Source organism: Nocardia sp. NPDC047038 (genome assembly GCF_040644075.1).
Lineage (GTDB): Bacteria > Actinomycetota > Actinomycetes > Mycobacteriales > Mycobacteriaceae > Nocardia > Nocardia sichangensis.
Window position 1 is genome coordinate 845642 of sequence record NZ_JBEYVQ010000001.1, and the last position, 23067, is coordinate 868708.

Annotated in this window: 22 protein-coding genes; 12 read left to right on the forward strand and 10 right to left on the reverse strand. The window is 68.8% G+C overall.

All coding sequences use genetic code 11. The annotated features are described in order from the left end of the window. Positions 1-46 precede the first annotated feature (46 nt). Positions 47-733 carry an ECF RNA polymerase sigma factor SigK gene (gene sigK, locus ABZ824_RS04115; protein WP_356961543.1) on the forward strand — a complete coding sequence of 229 codons (687 nt, stop codon included), beginning with the start codon at positions 47-49 and terminating at the stop codon, positions 731-733. Further along, positions 726-1445: an anti-sigma factor gene (locus tag ABZ824_RS04120; protein ID WP_356961544.1), complete on the forward strand. Its 720-nt coding sequence runs from the start codon at positions 726-728 to the stop codon at positions 1443-1445. Before sigK ends, ABZ824_RS04120 begins: the two co-directional genes overlap by 8 nt. 6 nt (positions 1446-1451) lie before the next feature. Here the strand turns inward: ABZ824_RS04120 and ABZ824_RS04125 are convergent, their stop codons facing one another. The 3 genes from ABZ824_RS04125 to ABZ824_RS04135 form a co-directional block, all read right to left on the reverse strand. Beyond that, positions 1452-2126 carry a PhzF family phenazine biosynthesis protein gene (locus ABZ824_RS04125; RefSeq protein WP_355070307.1) on the reverse strand — a complete coding sequence of 225 codons (675 nt, stop codon included), beginning with the start codon at positions 2124-2126 and terminating at the stop codon, positions 1452-1454. 106 nt (positions 2127-2232) lie between these two features. Next, positions 2233-2772 (reverse strand): carboxymuconolactone decarboxylase family protein, encoded by a 540-nt coding sequence (locus tag ABZ824_RS04130; protein ID WP_355070309.1) that lies wholly within the window; start codon positions 2770-2772, stop codon positions 2233-2235. 102 nt (positions 2773-2874) lie between these two features. After that, a complete protein-coding gene (locus ABZ824_RS04135) occupies positions 2875-3462 on the reverse strand; it encodes a peroxiredoxin (RefSeq protein ID WP_355070311.1) in 588 nt (195 codons plus the stop codon). 177 nt (positions 3463-3639) lie between these two features. On the opposite strand from ABZ824_RS04135, the gene ABZ824_RS04140 reads away from it, so the two are divergent. The 5 genes from ABZ824_RS04140 (at position 3640) to ABZ824_RS04160 (ending at position 6760) form a co-directional block, all read left to right on the forward strand. Further along, on the forward strand, positions 3640-4548 hold the full coding sequence (locus ABZ824_RS04140) for a hydrogen peroxide-inducible genes activator (protein WP_355070313.1): 909 nt from the start codon (positions 3640-3642) through the stop codon (positions 4546-4548). A gap of 54 nt (positions 4549-4602) precedes the next feature. Beyond that, complete coding sequence (locus tag ABZ824_RS04145) at positions 4603-5097, forward strand: gamma-glutamylcyclotransferase family protein (RefSeq protein WP_356961546.1); 495 nt, start codon at positions 4603-4605, stop codon at positions 5095-5097. Positions 5098-5150: 53 nt separating this feature from the next. After that, entirely contained in the window at positions 5151-5741 is a 591-nt protein-coding gene (locus ABZ824_RS04150) for a TetR family transcriptional regulator C-terminal domain-containing protein (RefSeq protein ID WP_355070317.1), read from the forward strand. A 76-nt stretch (positions 5742-5817) separates the two neighbouring features. Then, entirely contained in the window at positions 5818-6552 is a 735-nt protein-coding gene (locus ABZ824_RS04155; RefSeq protein ID WP_356961548.1) for an SDR family NAD(P)-dependent oxidoreductase, read from the forward strand. 1 nt (position 6553) lies between these two features. After that, the gene (locus ABZ824_RS04160) at positions 6554-6760 is read left to right on the forward strand and encodes a 4-oxalocrotonate tautomerase family protein (RefSeq protein ID WP_356961550.1); all 207 of its coding nucleotides are present in this window, start codon (positions 6554-6556) and stop codon (positions 6758-6760) included. Between the two features lie 106 nt (positions 6761-6866). Here ABZ824_RS04160 and speD read toward each other — a convergent pair whose 3' ends face one another. The 4 genes from speD to ABZ824_RS04180 all read right to left on the reverse strand — a co-directional run bounded on the left by speD (position 6867) and on the right by ABZ824_RS04180 (position 12869). Then, on the reverse strand, positions 6867-8069 hold the full coding sequence (gene speD / locus ABZ824_RS04165) for an adenosylmethionine decarboxylase (RefSeq protein ID WP_356961552.1): 1203 nt from the start codon (positions 8067-8069) through the stop codon (positions 6867-6869). Between the two features lie 8 nt (positions 8070-8077). Beyond that, entirely contained in the window at positions 8078-9193 is a 1116-nt protein-coding gene (locus ABZ824_RS04170) for a type III PLP-dependent enzyme (protein WP_356961553.1), read from the reverse strand. Between the two features lie 163 nt (positions 9194-9356). Next, positions 9357-11855 carry a DUF3516 domain-containing protein gene (locus ABZ824_RS04175; RefSeq protein WP_355070326.1) on the reverse strand — a complete coding sequence of 833 codons (2499 nt, stop codon included), beginning with the start codon at positions 11853-11855 and terminating at the stop codon, positions 9357-9359. A 69-nt stretch (positions 11856-11924) separates the two neighbouring features. Next, positions 11925-12869 carry a PAC2 family protein gene (locus tag ABZ824_RS04180; RefSeq protein ID WP_356961554.1) on the reverse strand — a complete coding sequence of 315 codons (945 nt, stop codon included), beginning with the start codon at positions 12867-12869 and terminating at the stop codon, positions 11925-11927. Positions 12870-13149: 280 nt separating this feature from the next. Between ABZ824_RS04180 and ABZ824_RS04185 the strand changes: the two genes are divergently transcribed. Next, positions 13150-13848: a sensor domain-containing protein gene (locus tag ABZ824_RS04185; protein WP_356961555.1), complete on the forward strand. Its 699-nt coding sequence runs from the start codon at positions 13150-13152 to the stop codon at positions 13846-13848. Positions 13849-14290: 442 nt separating this feature from the next. Then, positions 14291-15364 (forward strand): DUF4192 domain-containing protein, encoded by a 1074-nt coding sequence (locus ABZ824_RS04190; protein WP_356961556.1) that lies wholly within the window; start codon positions 14291-14293, stop codon positions 15362-15364. 185 nt (positions 15365-15549) lie between these two features. Here the strand turns inward: ABZ824_RS04190 and galE are convergent, their stop codons facing one another. Together galE and ABZ824_RS04200 are read right to left on the reverse strand one after the other, a co-directional pair. Next, on the reverse strand, positions 15550-16530 hold the full coding sequence (gene galE, locus ABZ824_RS04195) for a UDP-glucose 4-epimerase GalE (RefSeq protein ID WP_355070332.1): 981 nt from the start codon (positions 16528-16530) through the stop codon (positions 15550-15552). Between the two features lie 3 nt (positions 16531-16533). Continuing rightward, positions 16534-17220 (reverse strand): iron dependent repressor, metal binding and dimerization domain protein, encoded by a 687-nt coding sequence (locus ABZ824_RS04200; protein WP_355070334.1) that lies wholly within the window; start codon positions 17218-17220, stop codon positions 16534-16536. 209 nt (positions 17221-17429) lie between these two features. Between ABZ824_RS04200 and ABZ824_RS04205 the strand changes: the two genes are divergently transcribed. From ABZ824_RS04205 to ABZ824_RS04215, 3 genes are all read left to right on the forward strand, one after another. Then, complete coding sequence (locus ABZ824_RS04205; protein ID WP_355070336.1) at positions 17430-18701, forward strand: acetoin utilization protein AcuC; 1272 nt, start codon at positions 17430-17432, stop codon at positions 18699-18701. Continuing rightward, positions 18694-21366, forward strand: a complete 2673-nt coding sequence (locus ABZ824_RS04210; protein ID WP_356961558.1) for a GNAT family N-acetyltransferase — start codon at positions 18694-18696, stop codon at positions 21364-21366. Before ABZ824_RS04205 ends, ABZ824_RS04210 begins: the two co-directional genes overlap by 8 nt. 170 nt (positions 21367-21536) lie before the next feature. Further along, complete coding sequence (locus ABZ824_RS04215) at positions 21537-21839, forward strand: DUF4333 domain-containing protein (protein WP_356961560.1); 303 nt, start codon at positions 21537-21539, stop codon at positions 21837-21839. Positions 21840-22003: 164 nt separating this feature from the next. Here ABZ824_RS04215 and ABZ824_RS04220 read toward each other — a convergent pair whose 3' ends face one another. Beyond that, entirely contained in the window at positions 22004-22972 is a 969-nt protein-coding gene (locus ABZ824_RS04220; protein WP_355070340.1) for a sigma-70 family RNA polymerase sigma factor, read from the reverse strand. Between the last annotated feature and the right edge of the window lie 95 nt (positions 22973-23067).

Genomic DNA, 23067 nt, shown 5'->3' on the forward strand with positions numbered 1-23067 from the left:
TCCCGCGCATACCGAACCCCTGTGCATGCAGGCACGGGATTCGGCCATGAGCAACGAACACGGTTCTGCTTCACCCCATCGCTCCGGCGGTCCGGCACGTGCGCGCGAGGAGACCGATGCCCCGGCGCTCGCGTGCCCGCTGCCCACCGGCTACGACCGAGCAGGGGTGACCCGCGCCAGCCGTGAGCTCGCGGCGCTGCTTGCCGCCGCAGGCGCGGGCGATCGCGGCGCGTTCACCGAGTTCTATCAGCTGACCAGTCCGCGTGTGTTCGGGCTCGCGGTGCGAGTGCTGCGCAGTCATGCCGCCGCGGAGGAGGTGACCCAGGAGGTCTACCTCCAGGTCTGGTCGATGGCCGATCGTTACGATGCCACGCTGGCCAGTCCGGTCGGCTGGCTCATGATGCTCGCCCATCGCAGGGCGGTGGACCGGGTTCGCGCGGAGAGTTCGGCCACCAGCCGGGACCTCGTCTACGCGCACGAGCAGCTCGGGCGCGCCCACGATGTCGTCGCCGAATCGGTCACCCAGCGCATCGAGGAGCAACAGGTGGCAGGCTGCCTGGAGAGGTTGACCCCCACGCAGCGCGAAGCGATCGTGCTGGCCTACTACGGCGGGTGGACCTACCGGGAGGTCGCCGATCGTCTCTCGGTGCCGCTGCCCACGATCAAGACCCGCATCCGCGACGGGCTGAAACGATTGGAGCAATGTTTGTCCGGGGAAGGCAGCGATGGTTGACACCTCGCCGCGCTCGGAGGCGGACCTCATCGACCTCGCCTACCCCTGCGCGCTGGACGCGGTCGCCGATATCGAACGCAGGCACATCGATGCCCGTCTGGCGGCCGCGGACCCGGAAGTGCGCCAGGCGTTCTCCGACACCGTGTGGCAGGTGCGTGACGTCATGGGGCGGCTGGCCGTGCTCGGTGAGCTCGCGCCGCCGCCGGAGCTGGAACGCCGCATCCTGGCCGCGCTGCCCGACGAGCGCGCCGAGCGGTCGAGCACGCGGATCGCGTCGTGGCGGCGCTCGCTGCGCTGGGTGGCGCCGATCGCGGCCGTATTGTGCCTGGTGATCGGCGGCAGCGTGGTGACCGCGCAGCTCCTCGGCTCCCACTCGGACCCGGCCGCCGCCGATCGGGTGCACATGCGGACGGTGAACGGATCGTTCGCCGGGGGTGGGCTGCTCGTCGTCGACGCCTCACCCGAACTCGGACGCGCGGTCGTCGTCTTCGATCGGGTCGCTCCGCCGCCGTTGGGCCGGGTGTATCAGGTGTGGCTGGTCGGTTCCGACGGGCAACCACGCTCGGCGGGATTGCTGAGCGACGTGCCGTCGACCGAGCGGCCGTTCGTCACCGGTTTCCGGTCCGGCGAAGTGCTGGCGGTGAGCGTCGAACCGGACGGCGGTTCGGACGCACCGAGCGGCGATCCGATCGTGGGCGTGACCCTGCCCTGAGCGGCGTCAGATCTCCACCGGCTGGTCCGCGGCGACTCGGCCGCCCAGATGCACCCAGCCGTCGGAGTCCCACCGGGTGAACAATTGCGAGCCTTTGCCCTGGGTGATGACCAGTCCCTTGCGCAGCAGCGCCGTCAACGCCACGGCCGCGGCTCCGGTCGCCTCGTCCTCGGTGATGCCCATGGTCGGCGCGAACATGCGCGATCGCAGGGCCGCGCGATGCTCGTCGGTCCACGCCCACAGGTAGTGCGGACCGCCGGGAAACTCCTCCGGCCGCAAGGTGGCCAGCTCCTCGGCGTCGTCCAGTTGATGGAAGGTGAACGCGGGCGCCCACTCGCCGCGAGCGGTGATCCAAGTCAATCCCTCGGTGAGTTCCACGGCCACCGGGCCCGCGGGGACGTCCAGCGTCCGCACCGCAAGGCCCTGCGACGCGAACCACCACGCCGTCCCCACCGAGGGGTGCCCGGCGAACGGAAGTTCCATCGTGGGGGTGTAGATCCGCACCGCGGCGGTGCCGTCCACCGGCTCCTCGACGACCACGGTCTCGCTGTATCCGGCCTTGGCGGCCAGCGCCTGCCGATCGGCCGCGGCCACGTCGGCCGCCCGTGCGATACCCAACTCGTTGCCGAAGCGTCCGGCGGCGTCGGTGAACACTCGCACCACATCGACCTGTGTGCTCATGCTCGCCGAGCCTACTCGGATGCCGCGGGCGCGAGCTGTCACGCAGACCACAATGGAACGCGAAAGAGGCCCCCGTCGCAGGACAGGGGCCGCTTTCCCAGCGAAATCAGATCGCGGCCGCGGTGAGGGCCTCGGTCGACTGCACCGCCTGGCCGACACCGGCCACGATCGCGGCGGCGCGCAGCGATTCGAAGATCACTTCGCGGGATACGCCCGCTTCGCGCAACGTGTGCTCGTGCGCCTCGAGGCAGTGCGCGCAACCGTTGATCGAGGAGACCGCGAACGACCACAGCTCGAAGTCGGCCTTGTCGACGCCCGGTGTGCCGATGATCTGCATGCGCAGCCCGGCCCGCAAGTCGTCGTAGCGACCGCCGAGGAACGCCTTGCCCCGGTAGAACACGTTGTTCATGCCCATGATCGAGGCGGCGCCGAGCGCGGCGTTGTACGCCTCCGCCGACAGCGCGTCGGCGGCTTCCTCGGCGATCTCGCGCAGCGTGGTCGTCGACCGGGTGGCGGCCGCCGACGCGAGCAGGGTGCCCCACAACTGCTGTTCGTTCAACACCGTGGTGCGCGCGATGGATGACAGATTGAGCTTGAGGTCCTTGGCGTACTCGGGAAGGGAGTTCTTCAGGTTCTCAATGCTCATGCGGCGATTCCTCTACTCGAAGCGATCCCGTGCGGGGACCAGGTCGGTTCTCGATGTTGTGGGGTTGGGACGTACCAGGAAGCCCGGATGCGACTGCGGTTTTCAGACGCTGGCGGACAGGAGTTCGCCCGCGTTGATGGTGGGGTCGCCCTTCTTCCAGTTGCAGGCGCACAGCTCGTCGGACTGCAGGGCGTCGAGCACGCGCAGCACCTCGTCGACGTTGCGGCCGACCGAACCCGCGGTCACGGAGACGAACTGGACCTCGTTGTTCGGGTCGACGATGAAGGTGGCGCGGTCGGCGACGCCGTCGGCGTTGAGCACACCGGTGGCCGCGGCCAGTTCCCGCTTGAGGTCCGAGAGCATGGGGAAGGGGAGGGTCTTGAGGTCCTCGTGCTGAGCGCGCCACTGGAAGTGCACGAACTCGTTGTCCACCGACGCGCCGAGCACCACGGCGTCCCGGTCCTCGAATTCGTCGTTGAGCTTGCCGAACGCGGCGATCTCCGTCGGGCACACGAAGGTGAAGTCCTTCGGCCAGAAGAAGACGATCCGCCACTTGCCCGCGTGGTCGTCGCTGGTGATCCGGGTGAAGTAGTCGTCGGGCTGCTGAGCGTCGACCTTCGACAGGTCACCGCCGATGACCGCGGTGAGGTTGTATGCCGGGAATTGGTCGCCGATGGTCAGCAGGGCCATGCTCGTCTCCTCGTCATTTGATTGCCAACTGTGTTCTGCGGTATTGCCGAACCGTTGCCGTGAAAGTCGGCCACCGACTCGAATTCAGCACTCACACCGCGGGTGAAAAGCTCATGGGCGATCTTGCCCAAGGGGCGGTAAAAGGTAAAGGTGATCAGTCGCACTACACTGATAGGGGTGACTGATCAGACTTATCAGCCCACCCTGTCACAGCTGCGTGCGTTCGTGGCGATCGCGGAATACCGCCATTTCGGCACCGCGGCTGCCCGTCTCGGTGTGAGTCAGCCCACGCTATCGCAGGCGCTCGCCGCCCTGGAACACGGGCTCGGGCTCCAGCTGATCGAACGCAGCACCCGGCGCGTGCTGGTGACCGCCGCCGGGATGCGGTTGCTGCCAAAGGCGATGGCGACACTGGAGGCCGCGGACCGTTTCGTCGCGTCGGCCACCGGTGACGGGCTCGGCGGCACGCTGCGGATGGGCATCATCCCGACGGTCGCCCCCTATGTGCTGCCCGGGTTGCTGCCGGAATTGCGCAAGCGGCTGCCCGAGCTGCGCCCGCAGATCATCGAGGACCAGACCACCCGGCTGCTGGACGGGCTGCGCACCGGCGTGCTGGACGTCGCGCTGCTCGCGGTCCCCACCGAGATGCCGGGCCTGGTCGAGATTCCGCTGTACTCCGAGGAATTCGTGCTGGTCACGCCGCGCGGCCACGAACTGGCCGGGCGTGGCGACCTGGCGGCGTCGGTGCTGGACGCCCAGCCGCTGCTGCTGCTGGACGAGGGGCACTGCCTGCGCGATCAGACCTTGGAGGCGTGCCGCTCGGCCGATGTGCATCCCGCCGCCGTCGGCGACACCAGGGCCGCGTCCCTGTCCACCGTGGTCCAGTGCGTGGCGGGCGGGCTCGGTGTCACGCTGATCCCGCAGATGGCGGTCGCGGCGGAGACCGCGCGCGGCACGTTGGACGTGGCGCACTTCTCCGCTCCCGCACCCGGCCGCACCATCGGCCTGGTTTTTCGCACGTCCAGCGCCCGCGCCGACGATTACGAATACCTGGCCGCCATCATCCGTGCTCAGCGGCCGATGTAGCTGCGTCGAACGCGCCGGCCGGGCACAGTGGAGGCCGGTGAGAGGAGAGGTGAGTTGGCATCGGCGGCGCTGGGAGAGGGGCGGCTCGGCCGCCTGTCCGGATCGGACCATGCGTTGTTCGTCTACGGCACCCTGCAGTTCCCCGAGGTGTTGACGACGCTGCTCGGGCGAGTGCCATCGCTCGAACCGGCCGAGCTGGCCGGGTGGCGCGCCGCCGCGCTGCCGCGGCGGTTGTATCCGGGACTGGTCGCCGCGGCGCACGGGCGCGCCCGCGGCGCCGTGCTGACCGGTCTCAGCGCGACGGACTGGAGGATTCTCGACGCGTTCGAGGACGACGAGTACGACCTGCGCCAAGTGCGCCTCGAGGGCCGGAACGCTCCGGTGTGGACCTACGTCTGGACGGTGGCGGCGGACTCGGCGGACTGGGAACGGGACCGGTTCGCCGCCGAGCATCTCGCGCGTTTCGCCGTCCGGTCCGCGCGGTGGCGGCAGGACCCCGCGAGCTTCTCGGACTCGGCCGGACCCGGCTGGTCGGATCCCTCGGCGTGAGGCCAGATGTGCGGCTGTTGCAATTCCAAGACGACCGGTCGTATATTCAGCGCATGGCACGACCGCGACGCAGCCAGGACACCCGGCGTCTTCTCGTCGAAGAGGGCGCCGCGGGGTTTCTGACCAACGGCTACCACGGCACGGGGATCAAACAGATCCTGGACAAGGTCGGTGTGCCGAAGGGCTCGTTCTACAACTACTTCGACAGCAAGGAGAGCTTCGGTCGCGCGATCATCGAGCACCATTCGGTCTGCGTACAGCGCAATCTGACCGAGGCGTTCGGCGCGGAGCCGGACCCGGTGAGCGGCTTGCGGGCGTTCTTCGGACGGCTGATGGACGATTTCGTCGCGGCGGATTTCACCGGCGGGTGCCTCATCGCGAATCTCGGGGGCGAGCTGGAAGGCAGTGAGCTGTTGCGGGAATCGCTGTCGGTGGCTTGGCGCGCATGGCGCGATCGCGTCGCCGAGCAACTCGTGCAGGCGCAGCGCCTCGGCATGATCCGCGCCGACATCGAGGCGGTCGAGCTGGCCGATCTCCTGCTCGAATCCTGGGAAGGGGCGGTCATCAGGATGAAGATGGAGCGCACCCTCGCGCCGCTGCACAAGTGCCTCGATCGTCTGCTGGGCGATTACTTCCTGCCCTGATTCCAGGGGCGGCACCTGTCCGGCGTCTTCGGCTACCCGTTCCAAGACGACCGGTCGTATATAAGAAAGGATCACCATGGTGAAGACCGTCATCGTGACCGGTTCCTCGAGCGGAATCGGTCGCGATATCGCACGGGCGTTCGTGGAACGCGGCGACAACGTCGTGCTCAACGGCCGAGACGCGGAAAAGCTGACCCGGGTGGCTGCTGAACTCGGTGCGCCGGAGCGTGTGGCCACGGTGCCGGGCGATATCGGCGCCGCCACGACCGCGGCGACCCTGGTGCGCGTCGCGGTGGAGCGATTCGGTGGCGTGGACGTGCTGGTCAACAACGCGGGCATCTTCGGAGCCAAGCCGTTTGTCGAGGTGACCGAGCAAGACCTGGACGTCTATCTGAACGGCAACCTCAAAGGCACCTACTTCACGACGCAGGCCGTGGTGCGGCAGTTCCTGACGCAAGCCAGGGGCGGCAGCATCGTGAACATCGGCACCGTGCTGATCGATCACGCCCTCGCCGGGTTGCCCGCCACCGCGGCTTTGGTCAGCAAGGGCGGCATACACGCGTTGACCACCAGCCTCGCCGCCGAACTCGCCGCCGAGGGCATCCGGGTCAACGCTGTCGCCCCCGGCATCATTCGCACACCGCTGTTCGGCGACGGCGACGAGCCTGCTTCGGGCAGACTCGCGCTGTTGAACCGCATCGGCGAAGTCGCCGAAACGACGGCCGCGGTCTTGTATCTCGCCGACGCGGCCTTCACCACCGGACACATCCTCCCCGTCGACGGCGGGTTCATCTCTGGAAGGGCGGCCTGAAATGCCTTATGTGAACATCAAAGTCACCGACGAAGGCGTGACCCGCGAGCAGAAGGCGCGGCTGATCAAGGGTGTCACCGATCTGCTGCAGGACGTGCTCGGCAAATCGCCCGCGAGCACGTACGTCGTGATCGACGAGGTCGCGCTGTCGAACTGGGGCGTCGGCGGAGTCGACGTCGAGCAGTGGCGCGCGCAGCAGCCCTCCTGAACCAACCGGGACCAGCCGCCCGTCGACCCGGCGCGGCTCTGATCGGACACGAAACGCCGAATGCGCCGGTTCCGGATCCGGAACCGGCGCATTCGGGCGCCGTTGCCTAGACCCGCAGGGCGTGCGGTTCGATCGCGCCGCGCTCCAGCGCCCTGGCGTCGATGGTCTCGGGCCGGTAGGGCAGCTGCGCCAGGCGATCGGTCATCCCGCCGACCGGGTCGTCGCTCTCCTCGACCAGGCCGAACAGGAACGACCACTCGTGTTCGTCGCTGCCGTAGTGCACCACGGTGCCGAACTGCTCGTGGAAACGCTGCCAGGACCGCTTCAGGGTCTCGTTGCGCCACATCGTCGCGCAGCCCGCCTGGGCGCACAGCACACCGCCGGGCGCGAGCAGCGCACGACATCGGGACAGGAACTCCGCCTCGTAGAGGCGGTTGTGCTGCGCGTCCTCGACGCGCTCGTCCGGCAGGTCGATCACGATGACGTCGTACCGGGTGCCCGCCCGCTCGGCCTCGGCCAGGAAATCCCAGCCGTCGGCGTAATGGACCTTGATCGGCCCCTCACCCTTGACCGCGGCGGCCAGTTCATCCCTGGTGTAGCCGTAGGGCAGGTGCTCGGCGCACAGCTCGACTTCGAGCTGGTCGATGTCGACGTGGTCGACCAGAGTGGCGCCCGCCGCGACCGACATCTGGCTGGCGACGCCTTCCCCGGAGCCGATGATCAGCACCTTGTCCAGCTTCTCGGCCAGCACGAAGGCGGGGACCATCATCGCCTCGTGGTAGGTGACCTGGGAGAACTCGGTGGACTGGCGGTCGTCGTCGGAGAACAGGCTGATGCCCTGCTCGGTCCGCGCGATGATCATGTGCTGGAACGGCGTGTGGGTGTCGACGATCACGTCGTGCAGGTCCCAGATGCGGGTCAGGCCCGCGCCCACCGGCTCCTCGATCCGCTGACTGCCGTGTCCCCTGCGGATGACCTGCATCCGAACGTCCTTGGGCGCCAACGCGTCCCGCAGTAGCTCGACCGCCTTCGACGCGCCCGCGCCGATGCTGCCGCAAGTGAAGACGTCGACGAAGATGTCGCCGGACTCCGGATAGGTGTGAATCGAGGCGTGGGACTCCGACAACAGCGCGAGGACGGTCACCCCCTGCGGTTCGAACTTCTTGTGTACGACATCGCAGATGGTGACGCCCGCCGCGATCAGAGACTCACGCAACGCCGATTCGAGTCGTTCGAGATCGTCGCAGAGGGCTGCGTCGACACCACCGAACTCGGCCAGCACATGCCAACCGGTGAATTCCGCCGTCATGGGCAAACTCACTCTCGCTCAGCGCCCGAGACATGAACGGTCAAGGGCGGAAAACCATTGAAGGACACCGACGAATAGCTCGCGGTATAGGCACCGGTGTCGAGGATTCGAACGCGATCACCGGCTCGCAACGTGGTCGGTAGGAGGACTCGCGTGCGTTGATACAGTACATCGTCGCCGTCGCAGGTCGGACCGGCCACCACCGCCTCGTCGACGGGGTCGCCGTCGCGATCGGTGACGAACCGGTAGGCGATGTACTCGTTCTCGGTCTCGGCCATGCCGTTGTAGCGGCCGATGTCGAGATACACCCAGCGCCGACCGTCCGGCGCGGTGCGGACGCCGACGACCTCGGCGTGAATCGTGCCCGCCGAACCGACCAGTGCCCGGCCCGGTTCGACGACCAATCCGATATTCCCGGAAAGGAATTCGGCCGCCGCGTGGTTCACCACCGCGGCGATCTCGCCCAGCGCGGGCGCCGCGTCGGCGTAGGAGATCGGCAGCCCGCCGCCGATGTTCACCGAGCCGACCGCGATATCCTTGTCGGCCAATGCCTCGGCGATCCGGCCCGCCTGCTCGATGCCGATCCGCCACGCGGTGGGATCCAGTTGCTGAGAGCCGACGTGGAAGTAGGGTCCGGCGACGACCAGCCCGAGATCCCTGGCCCGGACCAGCAGCCGGAACGCCTCGCCGGGGCTGCAGCCGAACTTCGTGCCGAACGGGGTGCGCGACTCCGGCGCCGAGGCGAGGAAGCGGCACTCCACCTCGGAGCCGGGCGCGTGCTCGGCGATGCGCAGCAGATCGTCCTCGGTGTCGAAGGCGAAGCGGCGCACCCCGAGGGCGTAGGCGCGGGCGATGTGCGCGGCCTTCTTGATCGGGTTGCCGTAGCACAGCCGCTCCGGCGCCACGCCGAGTCCGAGGCAGAGGTCGATCTCGCCGATGCTGGCTACGTCGAATTCCGCGCCTTCCTCGTCCAGCAGGCGCACGATCTCCGGCACCGGGCTCGCCTTCACGGCGAAACGGATCCTCGTCGCGGCACCCGTGCCCGCGGACAGGGCGGCGTCGAGCGCGCGGTAATTCTGGCGGACACGCTCGGGATGGATGACAAGGTACGGCGATTCGGGCATAGTTGATCTTTCGCTTCGGCAGCGGGGGAGAGAGTATCAGCGGCCCCTACCCAGTAACGAATCCGTCCAAACCTGAATTCGCCCCATGGTGGCGCAACCCTGTCATCAGGCCGCGACGGAGCTGCTGACCTGCGGGAACAGGTGGCCGGTAGGTGATGCGGGCTCAGCCGGCGGACACGGTGACGTCGTCGAAGACGACCTCGCCCGCGGCGTCGGACTCGGCCAGATCGACCACCGCGTCGATCGACCAGCCGTGGTCGCCCGCCGGGTCCTCCAGCACCTGCCGCACATGCCAGAATCCGGGTCTTCGTTCCACTTGGAACAGTTGCGGTCCCCTGGCGTCGGGTCCGGTGCCGATGCGCTCGTATTCCGCGTAGTAGTCCGCGAGTGCCTCGGCCCAGTCCGGGCCGGGACCGAGTGCCGCCAGCTCGTCCCAGCGTCGCAGCGCGGCCAGTTCGACCCGGCGGAACATCGCGTTGCGGACCATCACCCGGAACGCGCGTTCGTTGGCGGAGATCGGGCGCACGGTTTCGGCGCCGAACGCGATCTGGTCGGCGTCGGTCTCCGCGCCCGGGTTGGTCAGTTGCTCCCATTCGTCGAGCAGGCTCGAATCGACTTGCCGCACAAGCTCTCCGAGCCACTCGGTGATGTCGTCGAGTTCTTCGGTGCGCGCCGATTCCGGCACGGTGCGCCGCAGCGCGCGATAGGCGTCGGCGAGGTAGCGCAGCACCACGCCCTCGGATCGGGCCAGCTCGTAGAAGGAGATCAGTTCGGCGAAGGTCATGGCGCGCTCGATCATGTCGCGCACCACCGACTTCGGCGCCGGCGCGAACTCCGACACCCACGGGTGTCCGGCGCGGTAGGTCTCGAAGGCCGGTTCGATCAGTTCGGCCAGCGGCTTGGGCCAGGTCACCTCTTCGAGCAGCTCCATCCGCTCGTCGTAGTCGATGCCGTCGGCCTTCATCTCCGCGATGGCCTCGCCGCGCGCCTTGTGCTGCTGGGCCATGAGCAGCTGGCGCGGATCCTCCAACGTGGATTCGATGAGCGACACCACGTCGAGGGTATAACTCGGGGACTGTTTGTCCAGCAACTCCAGCGCGGCCAGCGCGAACGGCGACAGCGGCTGGTCGAGGGCGAAGTCACGCTGCAGGTCGACGGTCAGGCGGGCGCGGCGGCCCTGCGCGTCGGGTTCGGGCAGTTGCTGCACCACCCCGGCGTCGCGCAGCGCCCGATACAGCCGGATGGCGCGCAGAATGTGCCTGCGCTGGGCGGGCCGCGGCTCGTGGTTGTCTTCGAGCAGATGGCGCATGGCGGTGAAGCAGTTGCCCGGCCTGGCGATCACATTCAGCAGCATGGCGTTGGTGACCGTGAAACGCGACACCATCGGCTCCGGCTGCGCGGCGACCAAGCGGTCGAAGGTCTCCTCACTCCAGGAGACGAAGCCTTCCGGCGGTTTGCGCCGCTGCACCTTGCGCTGCTTCTTGGGATCGTCGCCCGCCTTGGCCAGCAGCCGAGTGTTCTCCACCTCGTGCTCCGGAGCCTGCACGACGACGGTGCCCATGGTGTCGTAACCCGCCCGGCCCGCGCGGCCCGCGATCTGGTGGAACTCCCGCGCCTTGAGCCTGCGTGTGCGCACGCCGTCGAATTTGGTCAGCCCGGTGAGCAGCACCGTGCGGATGGGCACGTTGATGCCGACGCCGAGGGTGTCGGTGCCGCAGACCACCTTCAGCAGGCCGTCCTGGGCCAGGCGCTCCACCAATCGCCGGTACTTCGGCAGCATGCCCGCGTGATGTACGCCGATGCCGTGCCGGATCAGCCGCGACAGCGTCTTGCCGAATCCGGCGGCGAACCGGAATTCGCCCAGCGCGTCGGCGATCGCGTCCTTCTCGGCGCGCGTCGCGAAATTCACACTCGTCAGCGCCTGCGCGCGTTCGAGCGCGGCGGCCTGCGTGAAGTGCACGACGTACACCGGAGCCTGGTGGGTGGTGACCAGCTCTTCGAGCGTCTCGGTGATCGGGGTGCGGGCATAGGAGAAGCTCAGCGGCACGGGGCGCTCGGTGCCCGCGACGATCGCGGTGGAGCGGCCGGTCCGGCGCTCCAGGTCACGGGCGAAAAAATCGACCTCCCCGAGGGTGGCCGACATGAGCAGGAACTGGGCGCGGGGAAGTTCCAGCAGCGGGACCTGCCAGGCCCACCCCCGATCGGGGTCGGCGTAGAAGTGGAATTCGTCCATCACCACTTGGCCGACGGCGGCGTCCGCGCCTTCGCGCAGTGCCAGATTGGCCAGGATCTCCGCGGTCGCGCAGATGATCGGCGCGTCCGGATTCACCGCGGCGTCGCCGGTGACCATGCCGACGCGTTCGGCGCCGAATACCTCGCAGAGGGCGAAGAATTTCTCGCTCACCAGCGCCTTGATCGGAGCGGTGTAGTACGTGCGCAGGCCCTGGGTGAGGGCGAACAGATGCGCGCCGACCGCGACGAGTGACTTTCCGGAACCGGTTGGGGTGGCGAGGATGACGTTGGATCCGGATGCCAGCTCGAGCAGCGCCTCGTCCTGCGCGGGGTAGAGCGGGGTGCCCTGCTCGGCGGCCCAGATGCCGAACGACTCGTAGAGCGCGTCGGCGTCGGTCCCCGGGATGTCGAGCAGTTCGGTCAGATCCACTCCGACAACCCTACGGCCTCGCCCGTGAGCACGTTTGCAGGGGCGATCGGGACCAGGCGGCCGGGCGGATCAGTCCTGTTCGCCCTCGTCGTCGTCGGTGTAACGGCCTTGCTCGGCGAGGAATCGCTCGAATTCGGCGCCCAGCTCGTCGCCGCTCGGCAACTCGCCGTCACCGACCAGCAGGCTCGACTGGCGTTCCTGCGCGGTGACGAAGCTGTCGTACTGCCGCTCCAGCGCGTGCACGACGGTCTCCACCTCGGCATTGCCCGCGATGTGCTCGTTGACCTGTTCGCGTACCCGGGCGGCGGCCTCGCCGAGCGCGGCCAGCGGGAACTCCAGGCCCGCGTTGTCGGCGACGTTCTCCAGCAGCGTCTGCGCGGCCTCCGGGTAGGCGGTCTGTGCCAGGTAGTGCGGCACGTGCACCGAGAAGCCGACCGACTCGTGACCGTGCTGCGCCATGCGGAATTCCAGCAGCGACGACGCGCTGCCAGGAACCTGCAGCTCGCCCGGCCACCGCTGGTGCTCGGAGATCAGGTCGCGGTTGGAGGAGTGCGCGGTCACGCCCAGCGGGCGAGTGTGCGGAATCGCCATCGGGATGGCGCTCAGGCCGATGCTGCGCCGCACGCCCAGCTGGTCGGCGAGCAGCCGCACCGCGGTGGTGAACTTCTCCCAGCGTAGGTCCGGCTCCAGACCCGCGAGCAACAGGAACGGGGTCCCCGCGGTGTCGCGCAATGCCCAGAGGTTGAGTTCCGGCTCGGCGTAATCGGAGAAATGATCGGTCTTGAACGTCATGAGCGGGCGCCGCGACCGGTAGTCCAGCAGCTCGTCCACGTCGAACGAGGCGACCAGTTCGCTTTCGAGGCTTTCGCGCAGGTGCGTGGTCGCCAACCGCACCGCGTGCCCGGCGTCGGTGAAGCCTTCCAGTCCGTGCACCAAGACCGGGCCCGCGCCGTCGGCGGACGACAGCTGCGGAGCGGGGAACTCCAGTTCGTACATTCGCGACTCGTAGTCCATCGCGTACTCCTTCCTGCGCGGCTCCTGCGGCCCGGACGCGTGCCTCACGCGCCAGTGTGGTTGCCTGCCCGATCGTTCGCCACTCCTGGTGGTGCGAGACGAGCAGTCGTCCGAACCGGGGACCACTGTCCATTGTCCCCCATGCCGTCGTGGTCGCCGCGCACGGCCGGACACCGACCCGTACTCCGAGCCAACAGCATCGGTGGGCCGCGCATTCCCGGCCCGGCGGCGTGGCATCGCCGACCGGACACGAGGAGTTTGGCACAGTGGGGATGTGACCGTGGCGGATTCGAGGCGCATGCGGCTGGGCCGGGTGGCACCCGTCGTCTGCGCGGTGCTGTTAGCAGGATGCGGGTCGACGGTACCGGGGCGCCCGGTCTCGTCGGCGCCGACCGCGGTGACCCGGCACGTCAGCGCGGAACTGCCGACACTGCTACCGGATCCGAGCCAGTTTCCACCGCCGTACGCGGCGGTGGTGCTGCCCCAGGACGCCGTGGCTCAGGCGGCGGGCGACCTGGACGGCATGGGCCGCGGTGCGAACGTCCAGCCCAGCCGGTGCGTGCCGCCGAATCAGGACTTCGGGCCCGATCGCACCGCGATGGCGGTCGGCACAGACGACGCGACCCGCGCGACGCTGACCGTCGAATTGATCCGCAGCGGCGAGCCGCTGGCCGCCCTGCGCGCTCGGCTGGAGCAGTGCGGATCGGTGCGGGTCAACCGAGCGGGCGCCGCTACCACCGTGACGTCCGAGTTGGACTCGCCGCCGCCGATCGACGCCGACGACACCCTCTCGCTGCGCAGGACGGTGCGGCCGGAGTCGGGAGGCGCCCGGCTGACCCAAACCATGCGCACGCACGTCGCGCAAGTGGGGGACGTGCGAATCTCGGTGACCTACATGTCGTTCGCCGAGGGCGAACCGGATACCCCCGCGCTGGATGCGCTGTTCGCCACGGCGGTGCGCAAAGTGCGCGAGAGGTAGCGCGGGCGGCACGGTAGCAGGCGCCTCCGACACGAATCGCGATCCCGCCGTCGTGTCGGTCGAGTCGTGCACAGCGCGAAGCGGATTCCCCAGGTCGGCGGAATCGCCAGGTCGGCGTCGAAGACCGGAGTCCACCGAGCCGCATGGTCGAAGCATGACCACTTCCGCGAACCCGTTTCGAGCCCCCGAACCGGTCGATGCCGGACATGCAGGCATGGACGACGAATCGCGGCCGGATTCCGGCCGCAACCATCCATCGAGGTGCGGCGCTCGCTCCGACACCGCGCCACGCGCCGTTCCCGCAGCGATCGCCGCGCCGCACTCGCATTCGCGCGCGGCGGAGGACGGAACAGACGCGTGGACTCCCGGTGGTCGATCTCGGCACGCTCGATGCGGCGAAGATCCTCCGCAGTTCCATGGTGCTCCGGAACATGTTGTGTGCGTGGATGATCCGGCGGAGTTGATTGCCGCGGTGCCCGCGATGCTCGGATTCACCCCGGAACGGTCGGTGGTCGTGCTCGTCCTGCGGCACGGGACGCCCGGCGGTGCGACGGTCGACGCGGTGGTGCGCTTCGATCTGGATTCGCCCGGTGGCCGCCGCGTGCGAGGTGCGACGCTGGCGGCCGCGGTCGCGCGGATCTGCGCGCACGACCAGGCGGCCGAGGTCATGGCCGTCGTCGTCGACGAACGCGCCGTGGAGCCGGGCGCCGACCGGTCGAGATGCGCGGCCGGACGATTCGACGCGCTGGTCGGCTCGCTCGGCAGGCGGCTGGCAGCGTGTGACATCTCGCTGGCCGGAGTCTGGGCGGTGCCTGCGATCGCCGCCGGGCAGCAGTGGTGGACCTTGACGGGACCACGGCGGCGCGGAGTGCTCCGTGATCCCGCGGCCTCTCTGGTGACGCTGACCCACGTGCTGGAAGGCAGGCCGATCCGCGGTTCGCGCTCCGAACTCACCGGTCTGGTCGCGCCCGATCCGCTCGCATGTGCCGAGATGGCGGCGCACCTGCCGGACGCGCTCGCGCGTGCGGGCGAACGTTACGCCCGGGCCGCGCGTCGCGGCGATCCGATCGGATACAGCAGGCAAGCGCTGGACTATGTGCTGTGGCAGATCGCCAACACCGCCTCGGGCGCGGCGCTGATGGCGCCCGAACTCGCGAAGATCACCGCGGCCCTGCGCGATCGGGCGGTGCGGGACACGATGTTCGCACTGGCCGTGGGCGACCACGCCGCCGCGGCGGAGGTGGTGTGGATCGCGCTGACCCGCGCGCTGACCGGCGCGGATCGTGCCGAGGCCGCCGCGCTGCTCGGCTACAGCGCCTATGTCCGTGGTGACGGACCACTGGCGGGCATCGCGCTGGAAGCCGCGCTGGAGGCGGATCCGGGGCATCCGATGGCGATGCTGCTCGACACCTCGCTGCGCCTGGGCATGCGCCCGGAACAGTTGCGTCGCCTCGCGCGCAGCGGCTACCGGACCGCCGCTGGTCTCGGTGTCGACCTGGGGGAACCGGCGCCGTGAAGCCGGATATGCGGATCGGTGACAACGAGTTCGCGATGCTGCCCGCGCCGGATCACCGTGACGATTCGGCGGAACACCGTGCTTCGTTCGGGCAGGTGTCGTCGCGGCGAAATCGGCTCCGGGGCCGTTGCGTCGGCGCCGCGGCCCGAGTCGGTGCGGGGTCGACTCGGACCGCAGGTGGCGGATTATCGCGCGCTGTGCGCGCGGGAGCCGAGCGATCGGAGGAAAGCCCAAGCGTCAGTGACGATTTCGTCGAGATCGTTGTGCTCGGGACGCCAGCCCAGCTCGGTGATGGCGCGTTCGCTGGACGCGATGAGCGTCGCCGGGTCGCCGGGACGACGGGGCGCGTCTTGCGCGGCGATCGGCAGGCCGGTGACGCGCTCGCAGGCCGAGATCACCTCGCGAACGGAGAATCCGGTGCCACTGCCGAGGTTGTAGATCCGGTGGGTGCCCGGCTCGGCGGTCGTCAAGGCCAGCAGATGGGCCTGAGCGAGGTCGCGGATGTGGATGTAGTCGCGGACCGCGGTCCCGTCGGGGGTGGGCCAATCGGTGCCGAAGACCGAGATCGCCTTGCGGTGCCCGGCCGCGACTTGCAGGACCAGCGGGATGAGATGCGTTTCCACCACTCGGTTCTCGCCCAGTCCGCCATAGGCGCCTGCGACGTTGAAGTACCGCAGGCTGGTCGCCGCCAGCCCGTGCGCGATCGCGTAGGAGGTGATGGCATGGTCGATGGCCAGCTTCGACGAGCCGTACGGATTGGTCGGGCGGGTCGGGGCATCCTCGGTGATCGGCACCTGCTCCGGTTCCCCGTAGACCGCGGCGGTGGAGGAGAAGACCAGCCGCGGCGTTTCCGTGCGCCGCATCGCCTCCAGCAGCTCGAACGTCTTCACGACGTTGCCGTGCCAGTACTTCTCCGGCTGCTGCACCGACTCGCCGACCAGCGACTGGGCCGCGAAATGCAGAACAGCGTCGAAGGGTTCGGCGGCCAGCAGCTCCGGCGCGGCGACCGCCACGTCACCCTGGACGAACCGGGCGGCGGAGGGCACGCCCTCGGCATTGCCGGTGGACAGATCATCGACCACGATCACCTCGTGGCCGGCTTCCAACAGAACTTGGGCGCAGACGCCGCCGACGTAACCCGCGCCACCCGTGACGAGAAGTCTCACGTGTCAGGCCAGCTTCACCTGGACGGCGTGCGCCATCTCGTCGGGCAGTTCGAAGCCGTCGTGGCCGGGTACGGTGATGATCACCGAACCCTGCCTCGTCTCCACCGTGACGCGGGCGTCGGGCACCACGCCCGCCTCCCGCAGCCGGCCGATGACCTCGGGGTCGGTCTGGATGTGCTCGGCGAGCCTGCGCACGACGACGGCGTGCTGCTGGCCGTTCGGCAGATCCGACAGGCGAAGCAGCGTCTCGTCGGCGGCGGCGGGCGGAATGATGCCCAGTTCGTCCAGGCCGGGAATGGGGTTGCCGTACGGGGAGGTGGTGGGGTGATTGAGCACCTCGACCAAACGGCGCTCGACGTCCTCGCTCATCACGTGCTCCCAGCGACAGGCCTCCGCGTGCACGTTCTGCCAGTCCAGGCCGATGATGTCGACCAGCAGCCGTTCGGCCAGCCGGTGCTTGCGCATGACCGCGACGGCCATGCTGCGCCCCTTCTCGGTCAGTTCCAGATGACGGTCGCCGGCGACGAGCAGCAAGCCGTCACGTTCCATGCGCGCGACGGTCTGGCTCACGGTGGGACCACTCTGTTCGAGGCGCTCGGCGATCCGGGCGCGCAGGGGCACCACGCCCTCCTCCTCGAGGTCGTAGATGGTACGGAGATACATCTCCGTGGTGTCGACCAGATCCTTCACCTGTTACCCCTTCGTCGGCACGAATTCTACCCACGCACGACGGCACCCCCGTGTGCCGGATCGTGTCGCTCCACGCTGCGCACGACATCTCCGGCGGCATTGCGGGAACGTGATCGGCGCACGGCAGGCGGCCGTGAGCATACTTTCTTGTATTTGTACTGCATAGGAACGTTTCGCGGGGTTCCTTGCTTCCCGCTAGCGTTGCGATCATGGCCACTGCACCGCGCGGCGAACCTCGGGCGCCGATTTCGCCCGGAACGAGCCGCCCCGCAACTGTCGTCTGGACCGAGCGGTTCCTGGATTACCGCTGGACTCCGGAGCACCCGATGCAGCCCGCGCGCCTGAAGTTCACCATGGCGCTGGCGGAGAGTCTCGGCTTGCTCGATGGCGTCGAAGTGCTCGAGCCCGCCGCCGCGGAACGCCCCGATCTGCTGCGCGTCCACACGCCCGACTACCTGGACGCGGTCGAACGCGCCGTGCCGCCGGTGGGTTCGCCTGCCGCTCCACCCTTCGGCCTCGGTTCCCCGGACAATCCCGTTTTTCCGCGAATGCACCAGGCGGCGTCCACGATCGTCGGCGGCACGCTGGCCGCGGCCAGGGAGATCGCGGAGGGCCGCACCAACCGGGCGGTGAGCATCGGCGGCGGCATGCACCACGCGATGGCCGATTCGGCTGCGGGGTTCTGCGTGTACAACGACGCGGCGGTTGCCATTTCCTGGCTGCTGGACCACGGTTTCGACCGGATCGCCTACATCGACGTGGATGTGCACCACGGCGACGGCGTGCAACGGGCCTTCTACGCCGACCCCCGGGTGCTGACCATCTCGCTGCACCAGCATCCGGCCACCCTGTGGCCCAACACCGGTTGGCCGGAGGAGATCGGCGTTGGCGCGGCGGAGGGCACGTCGATCAACCTGCCGTTGCTGCCGGGCACCCGGGACGCTCAGTGGCTGCGAGGGTTTCATGCCGTGGTCCCGGGCGCGGTGGAGGCATTCCGTCCGCAGATCGTGGTCAGCCAGTGCGGGGTGGACAGCCATCGGGAAGATCCGCTGGCCGACCTGGAACTCACCGTCGACGGACAGCGCGCGGCCTTCCGCGCCATGCGCGAACTCGCCGACCGCTATGCCGAAGGACGCTGGCTGGCCGTTGGTGGTGGCGGATACGGGTTGGTCCGGGTGGTGCCGCGGGCCTGGACCCACTTGCTGGCCACCGCGTTGGATCGCACCATCGATCCCGCGACAGCGATCCCGCAGGACTGGATCGACCTGATCGGCGCGGCGGTGCCGCGGGCGGACCCGCCGCGCACCATGGGCGACGGCGGTGACATCGCCTACCGTCCATGGGACGGCCCCGGCGGCACCGGTGAGACCGGTGACGTACGGGTCGATCGCGCCCAACGTGCCGTCGACATGGCCGTGCTGGCCACCCGCCGAGCGACTTTCGGGTTGCTGGGTCTGGACCCGGAGGATCCTCGTGACTGACTTTCCCGACACCGCGGACACTCCCGCCACCCCGCCCCCGCCGCCGCAGCACTGGTTCGCCGACGTGCTCGCCTCCGACGGTGGCGTCGTACGACTGCGCCCGATCACTCCCGCCGACGCCGAGCGGCTGCAGGAGTTCCACGGCGCGCTGTCGGACCGCACCAGGTATCTGCGATATTTCGGCCCGTACCCCAGGATCTCGCCGAAGGATTTGTATCGCACCACGCATGTCGACTATCACGACCGGGTCGGCCTGGTGCTGGAACTCGGCGAGGCGATCGTCGCGGTGGGCCGCTACGAGTTGCTGGAGCGGGACGGGCCGCGGGCGGCGGAGGTCGCGTTCGTGGTCGCCGACGGCCATCAAGGGCGCGGGCTCGGCTCGATCCTGCTGGAGCATCTGGCCGGCGCCGCCGCCGAGAACAAGATCGAGACCTTCGTCGCCGAGGTGCTCGCGGAGAACACCGTCATGGTGACGGTCTTCCGCGACGCGGGCTACCAGGTCGAGCGCAGCCGGGACGGGTCGGTCCTGCATCTCGAGTTCGCCATCGACCCCACCGAAGCATTGCTGTCGGTGCGTGATTCGCGCGAACGCGCATCCGAAGCGCGCAGCGTGGGCAATCTGCTCACGCCGCGATCGGTGGCGGTGATCGGCGCTACCCCCGCGACCGGGCGGGTGGGCGGGGCGGTGCTGGCGAATCTGCTGTCGGGTCTGTTCCAGGGCCCGGTGTTCCCGGTGAACCCGAACCGCAAGTCGGTCCGCGGGGTACGGGCGTACGCGACGGTCAGGGAGATTCCCGACGAGGTCGATCTCGCCGTGGTCGCGGTGCCGCCCGCGGCGATCGGGTCGGTGCTCGACGACTGCATGGCCAAGGGGGTCAAAGGCCTCGTCGTGCTGACCGCTGGTTTCGGTGAGACCGGCGCCGGGGGATCGGCGGCCGAACGCGAACTGGTGGCGGCCGCTCGTGGGCACGGCATGCGCGTGGTCGGGCCGAGCGCGCTCGGCATCGCGAATACCGATCCGGCGGTCGCCATGAACGCGACCCTCGCCCCGGTGTTGCCCGGTCGCGGACGTATCGGCTTCTTCTGCCAGTCCGGGCCCTTGGGCGCGGCCATCCTCGGGGAGGCGGCCGCCCGCAATCTCGGTTTGTCGACGTTCGTGTCGGCCGGTAACCGTGCCGACGTCTCCGGCAACGACCTGCTGCAGTACTGGGACAGCGACCCGGACACCGATGTGGTGCTGCTGTACCTGGAAAGCTTCGGTAATCCGCGCAAGTTCTCCCGGATCGCGCGCCGGGTGGCCCGGACCAAGCCGATCGTCGCGGTGAGCAGCGGCCGCTCGGTCGCTCAGCCCGCGGGGGACATGGACCGGTCGATCGTGCGGGATCTGTTCGCCCAGGCCGGAATCGTCCAGGTCGACTCGATCTCCGAACTGTTCGACTGCGCCGCTCTGCTGGGCTATCAGCCGTTGCCGCGCGGCTCGCGGCTGGCGGTCGTCGGCAACAGCGCGGCGCTCAACTGGCTGGCCGTCGACGCGGCGCAGGGGGAGGGCCTCGAGGTCGGCGAGCCGGTCAACCTCGGTCCGCAGGCGACGCCGGGCGCGTATCTGGACGCTGTGGTCGCAGCGTTGCGCTCGGACGAGACGGACGCCTTGATCGTCGTTTTCGCACCTCCGGTGCCGCTGCCGACCGCCGGTTTCGCCGACGCGATCCGAGCGGCGGCGGCCGCGGTGCCCGAGGCGAAGAAGCCGATTCTCACCACGTTCGTCGCCGAGCAAGGGATTCCGAACCTGCTCGCGGTGCGTGGTCCCGGCGCCACGGCGGCGCACGGCTCGATCCCGTCGTATCCGGATCCGGAACGCGCGGCTCGAGCGCTGGCCCGGGTGCGGCGATACGCCGAATGGCGAACCAGGCCGGTCTCGCCGGTGGTGCGGCCGGAGGGCATCGACACCGACCGCGCGCGTCAATTGGTGGCCGATTGGATGGCCGGTTCGGGCGGTCGGCGGCTCACCGATCTGGAAACGGTGGAACTGCTTGCTTGCTATGGCATCTCGGTCGTCGAGTTCCGCGAGGTGCGCAACGCCGAGGAGGCCGTCGCCGCCGCGGAAGAACTCGGCTACCCGGTAGCGGCCAAGGCGACCGGCGAATTATGGCGGCGTAGACCGGATCTCACCGGCGTCCGGCTCGATCTGTGGCGTCCCGAAGCGGTGCGACAGGGATACGCGGACTTGGCGGAGTTGTGCGGTGATCCGGTACTGCACATCCAGAAGATGGCCACCAAGGGTGTCGGCTGCATCCTGCGCGTCCAGGACGACCCGTCGTTCGGCTCGGTGATCGAATTCGGCCTGTCCGGCCTGATCATCGAGTTGCTCGGCGACCGCGCCTATCGGGCACTGCCATTGACCGCCGACGAGGCGACAGCCCTGATCGACGCGCCGCGAGCCGCACCGTTGCTGTCGGGTACGCCGGCGAGTCCCCGCGTGGACAAAGCGGCCCTCGCCGAACTGGCCCAGCGCATTTCGGCGCTGTTCGACGACCTGCCGGAGATGCGGGAACTGTCCTTCGATCCGGTGCTGGCCTCGCCGACATCGGCGGAGATCCTGTACGCACGCGCCCGGATCGGCCCGCAGCCCAGCCGTTTCGACACCGGTCCGCGCCGGTTGGGTTGAGCCTCGGCGGATCCGCCGGGCGAATTCGCTGCGCAGCACGCCCCGCCTATCGCGTGGCACGGCTGAGACATCGGCTCGCACACGTCACACGCGAAATGTCCGATAACGGACGATCGCTTCTGCCGCGATCTGGGGATGTCACGTTCGTCCGTCAGAAAGGCCTGCTCGCCATGAAGATTCGCAGTGTTGCCGTCTTGTCGCTGCTCGCGGCGGCGCTCACCGCGTGTTCCGTCACAATCGGCACCCCGAAGGTGAAGGAGGCCGACTTGGAGAAGTCGGTCAAGGACTCGCTCACCGAGAAGGTCGGGCAGGAACCCGACGCGATCGATTGCCCCGGTGATCTCACTGGCAAAGAAGGGACCACCATGCGTTGCACGCTCACCGCGGCCGGGGACACGCTCGGTGTGACGCTGACGGTGACCTCGGTGGAAGGCGACACCGTGAAATACGACATCGCGGTGGACCAGAGCTGAGCCGACGCGGCGCGGAGAAGGGGATACGACACCGCCGACCGGCCCGCGCGACGCCCGGAGGGGACGGGCACGCGCGCATACCGGTCGGCGCGGGAAGGTGACCCCGGCGGAAGGGCCACCGAGCCGAACGCCGGCGCTGTCTCGGGGCGGCCGGCGCCGGACGATCAGCTGGCGTAGGCGCGGAGCCGGTCGGCCCGCTCACCCTTGCGCAGCTTCGCCATGACTTCACGCTCGATCTGACGCACCCGCTCGCGGGAGAGACCGAAGAGCTTGCCGATCTGGTCCAGCGTGCGCGGCTGGCCGTCGTCCAAGCCGAACCGCAGCCGGATGACCTGCTGTTCGCGCTCGTCCAGGGTGGCGAGCACGCTGCGCACATCGTGGTGCAGCAGACCGGCGATGACCGCGGACTCGGCCGAGGTGGCCTCGGAGTCCTCGATGAAATCGCCCAGCGGGGCCTCTTCGTCGTTGCCGACCGGCATGTCCAGGCTCACCGGGTCGCGGCTGTGGTCGAGCAGATCGGAGATCTTGTCGACCGGGATGCCGGATTCGTTGGCGAGTTCCTCGTCGGTGGCCTCGCGGCCCAGCTGCTGATGCAGTTCGCGCTTGATCCTGGCCAGCTTGTTCACCTGCTCGACGAGGTGGACGGGCAGGCGGATGGTGCGGCTTTGGTCGGCCATGCCGCGAGTGATGGCCTGCCGGATCCACCAGGTGGCGTAGGTGGAGAACTTGAAGCCCTTGGCGTAGTCGAACTTCTCCATGGCGCGGATCAACCCGAGGTTGCCCTCCTGGATCAGGTCGAGCAGCGGCATGCCGCGGCCGGTGTACCGCTTGGCGAGCGAGACAACAAGGCGCAGGTTGGCTTCGAGCAGGTGCGACCGGGCGGCCTGACCGTCGCGCACGATCATCGCCAGATCACGCTTGCGGGACGCCGACAGTCGCTTGCCGGTTTCCAGCAGGTACTGCGCGTAGAGGCCCGCCTCGATGCGCTTGGCCAGCTCGACCTCGTCGGCAGCGGTGAGCAGCGCGGTGCGGCCGATTCCGTTCAGGTACACACGTACCAAGTCGGCGGCAGGGCTCTGAGCGTCGAGGTCCGAATCGCTGGTGCGCACACGAGTGGTGGCGGGGCTTGTCATGACTTGCCTCCTGTCGGTGGTGTCTCACTCCGATAAACGGACCCGACAGGGAGAAAGTTCCCCGTTACGGCTGGCATAAACCGCTCTGAGCAGCG

Excerpts from the sequence above, each read along its gene's own strand:
- speD (WP_356961552.1), bottom strand. The coding sequence starts at position 8,069 with ATGACGGCGGAATTCACCGGTTGGCATGTGCTGGCCGAGTTCGGTGGT.
- ABZ824_RS04130 (WP_355070309.1), bottom strand. The coding sequence starts at position 2,772 with ATGAGCATTGAGAACCTGAAGAACTCCCTTCCCGAGTACGCCAAGGAC.
- ABZ824_RS04160 (WP_356961550.1), top strand. The coding sequence starts at position 6,554 with ATGCCTTATGTGAACATCAAAGTCACCGACGAAGGCGTGACCCGCGAG.
- sigK (WP_356961543.1), top strand. The coding sequence starts at position 47 with ATGAGCAACGAACACGGTTCTGCTTCACCCCATCGCTCCGGCGGTCCG.
- ABZ824_RS04205 (WP_355070336.1), top strand. The coding sequence starts at position 17,430 with ATGGCCACTGCACCGCGCGGCGAACCTCGGGCGCCGATTTCGCCCGGA.
- ABZ824_RS04135 (WP_355070311.1), bottom strand. The coding sequence starts at position 3,462 with ATGGCCCTGCTGACCATCGGCGACCAATTCCCGGCATACAACCTCACC.
- ABZ824_RS04120 (WP_356961544.1), top strand. The coding sequence starts at position 726 with ATGGTTGACACCTCGCCGCGCTCGGAGGCGGACCTCATCGACCTCGCC.
- ABZ824_RS04150 (WP_355070317.1), top strand. The coding sequence starts at position 5,151 with ATGGCACGACCGCGACGCAGCCAGGACACCCGGCGTCTTCTCGTCGAA.
- ABZ824_RS04170 (WP_356961553.1), bottom strand. The coding sequence starts at position 9,193 with ATGCCCGAATCGCCGTACCTTGTCATCCATCCCGAGCGTGTCCGCCAG.
- ABZ824_RS04215 (WP_356961560.1), top strand. The coding sequence starts at position 21,537 with ATGAAGATTCGCAGTGTTGCCGTCTTGTCGCTGCTCGCGGCGGCGCTC.
- ABZ824_RS04220 (WP_355070340.1), bottom strand. The coding sequence starts at position 22,972 with ATGACAAGCCCCGCCACCACTCGTGTGCGCACCAGCGATTCGGACCTC.
- ABZ824_RS04155 (WP_356961548.1), top strand. The coding sequence starts at position 5,818 with ATGGTGAAGACCGTCATCGTGACCGGTTCCTCGAGCGGAATCGGTCGC.
- ABZ824_RS04180 (WP_356961554.1), bottom strand. The coding sequence starts at position 12,869 with ATGGACTACGAGTCGCGAATGTACGAACTGGAGTTCCCCGCTCCGCAG.
- ABZ824_RS04125 (WP_355070307.1), bottom strand. The coding sequence starts at position 2,126 with ATGAGCACACAGGTCGATGTGGTGCGAGTGTTCACCGACGCCGCCGGA.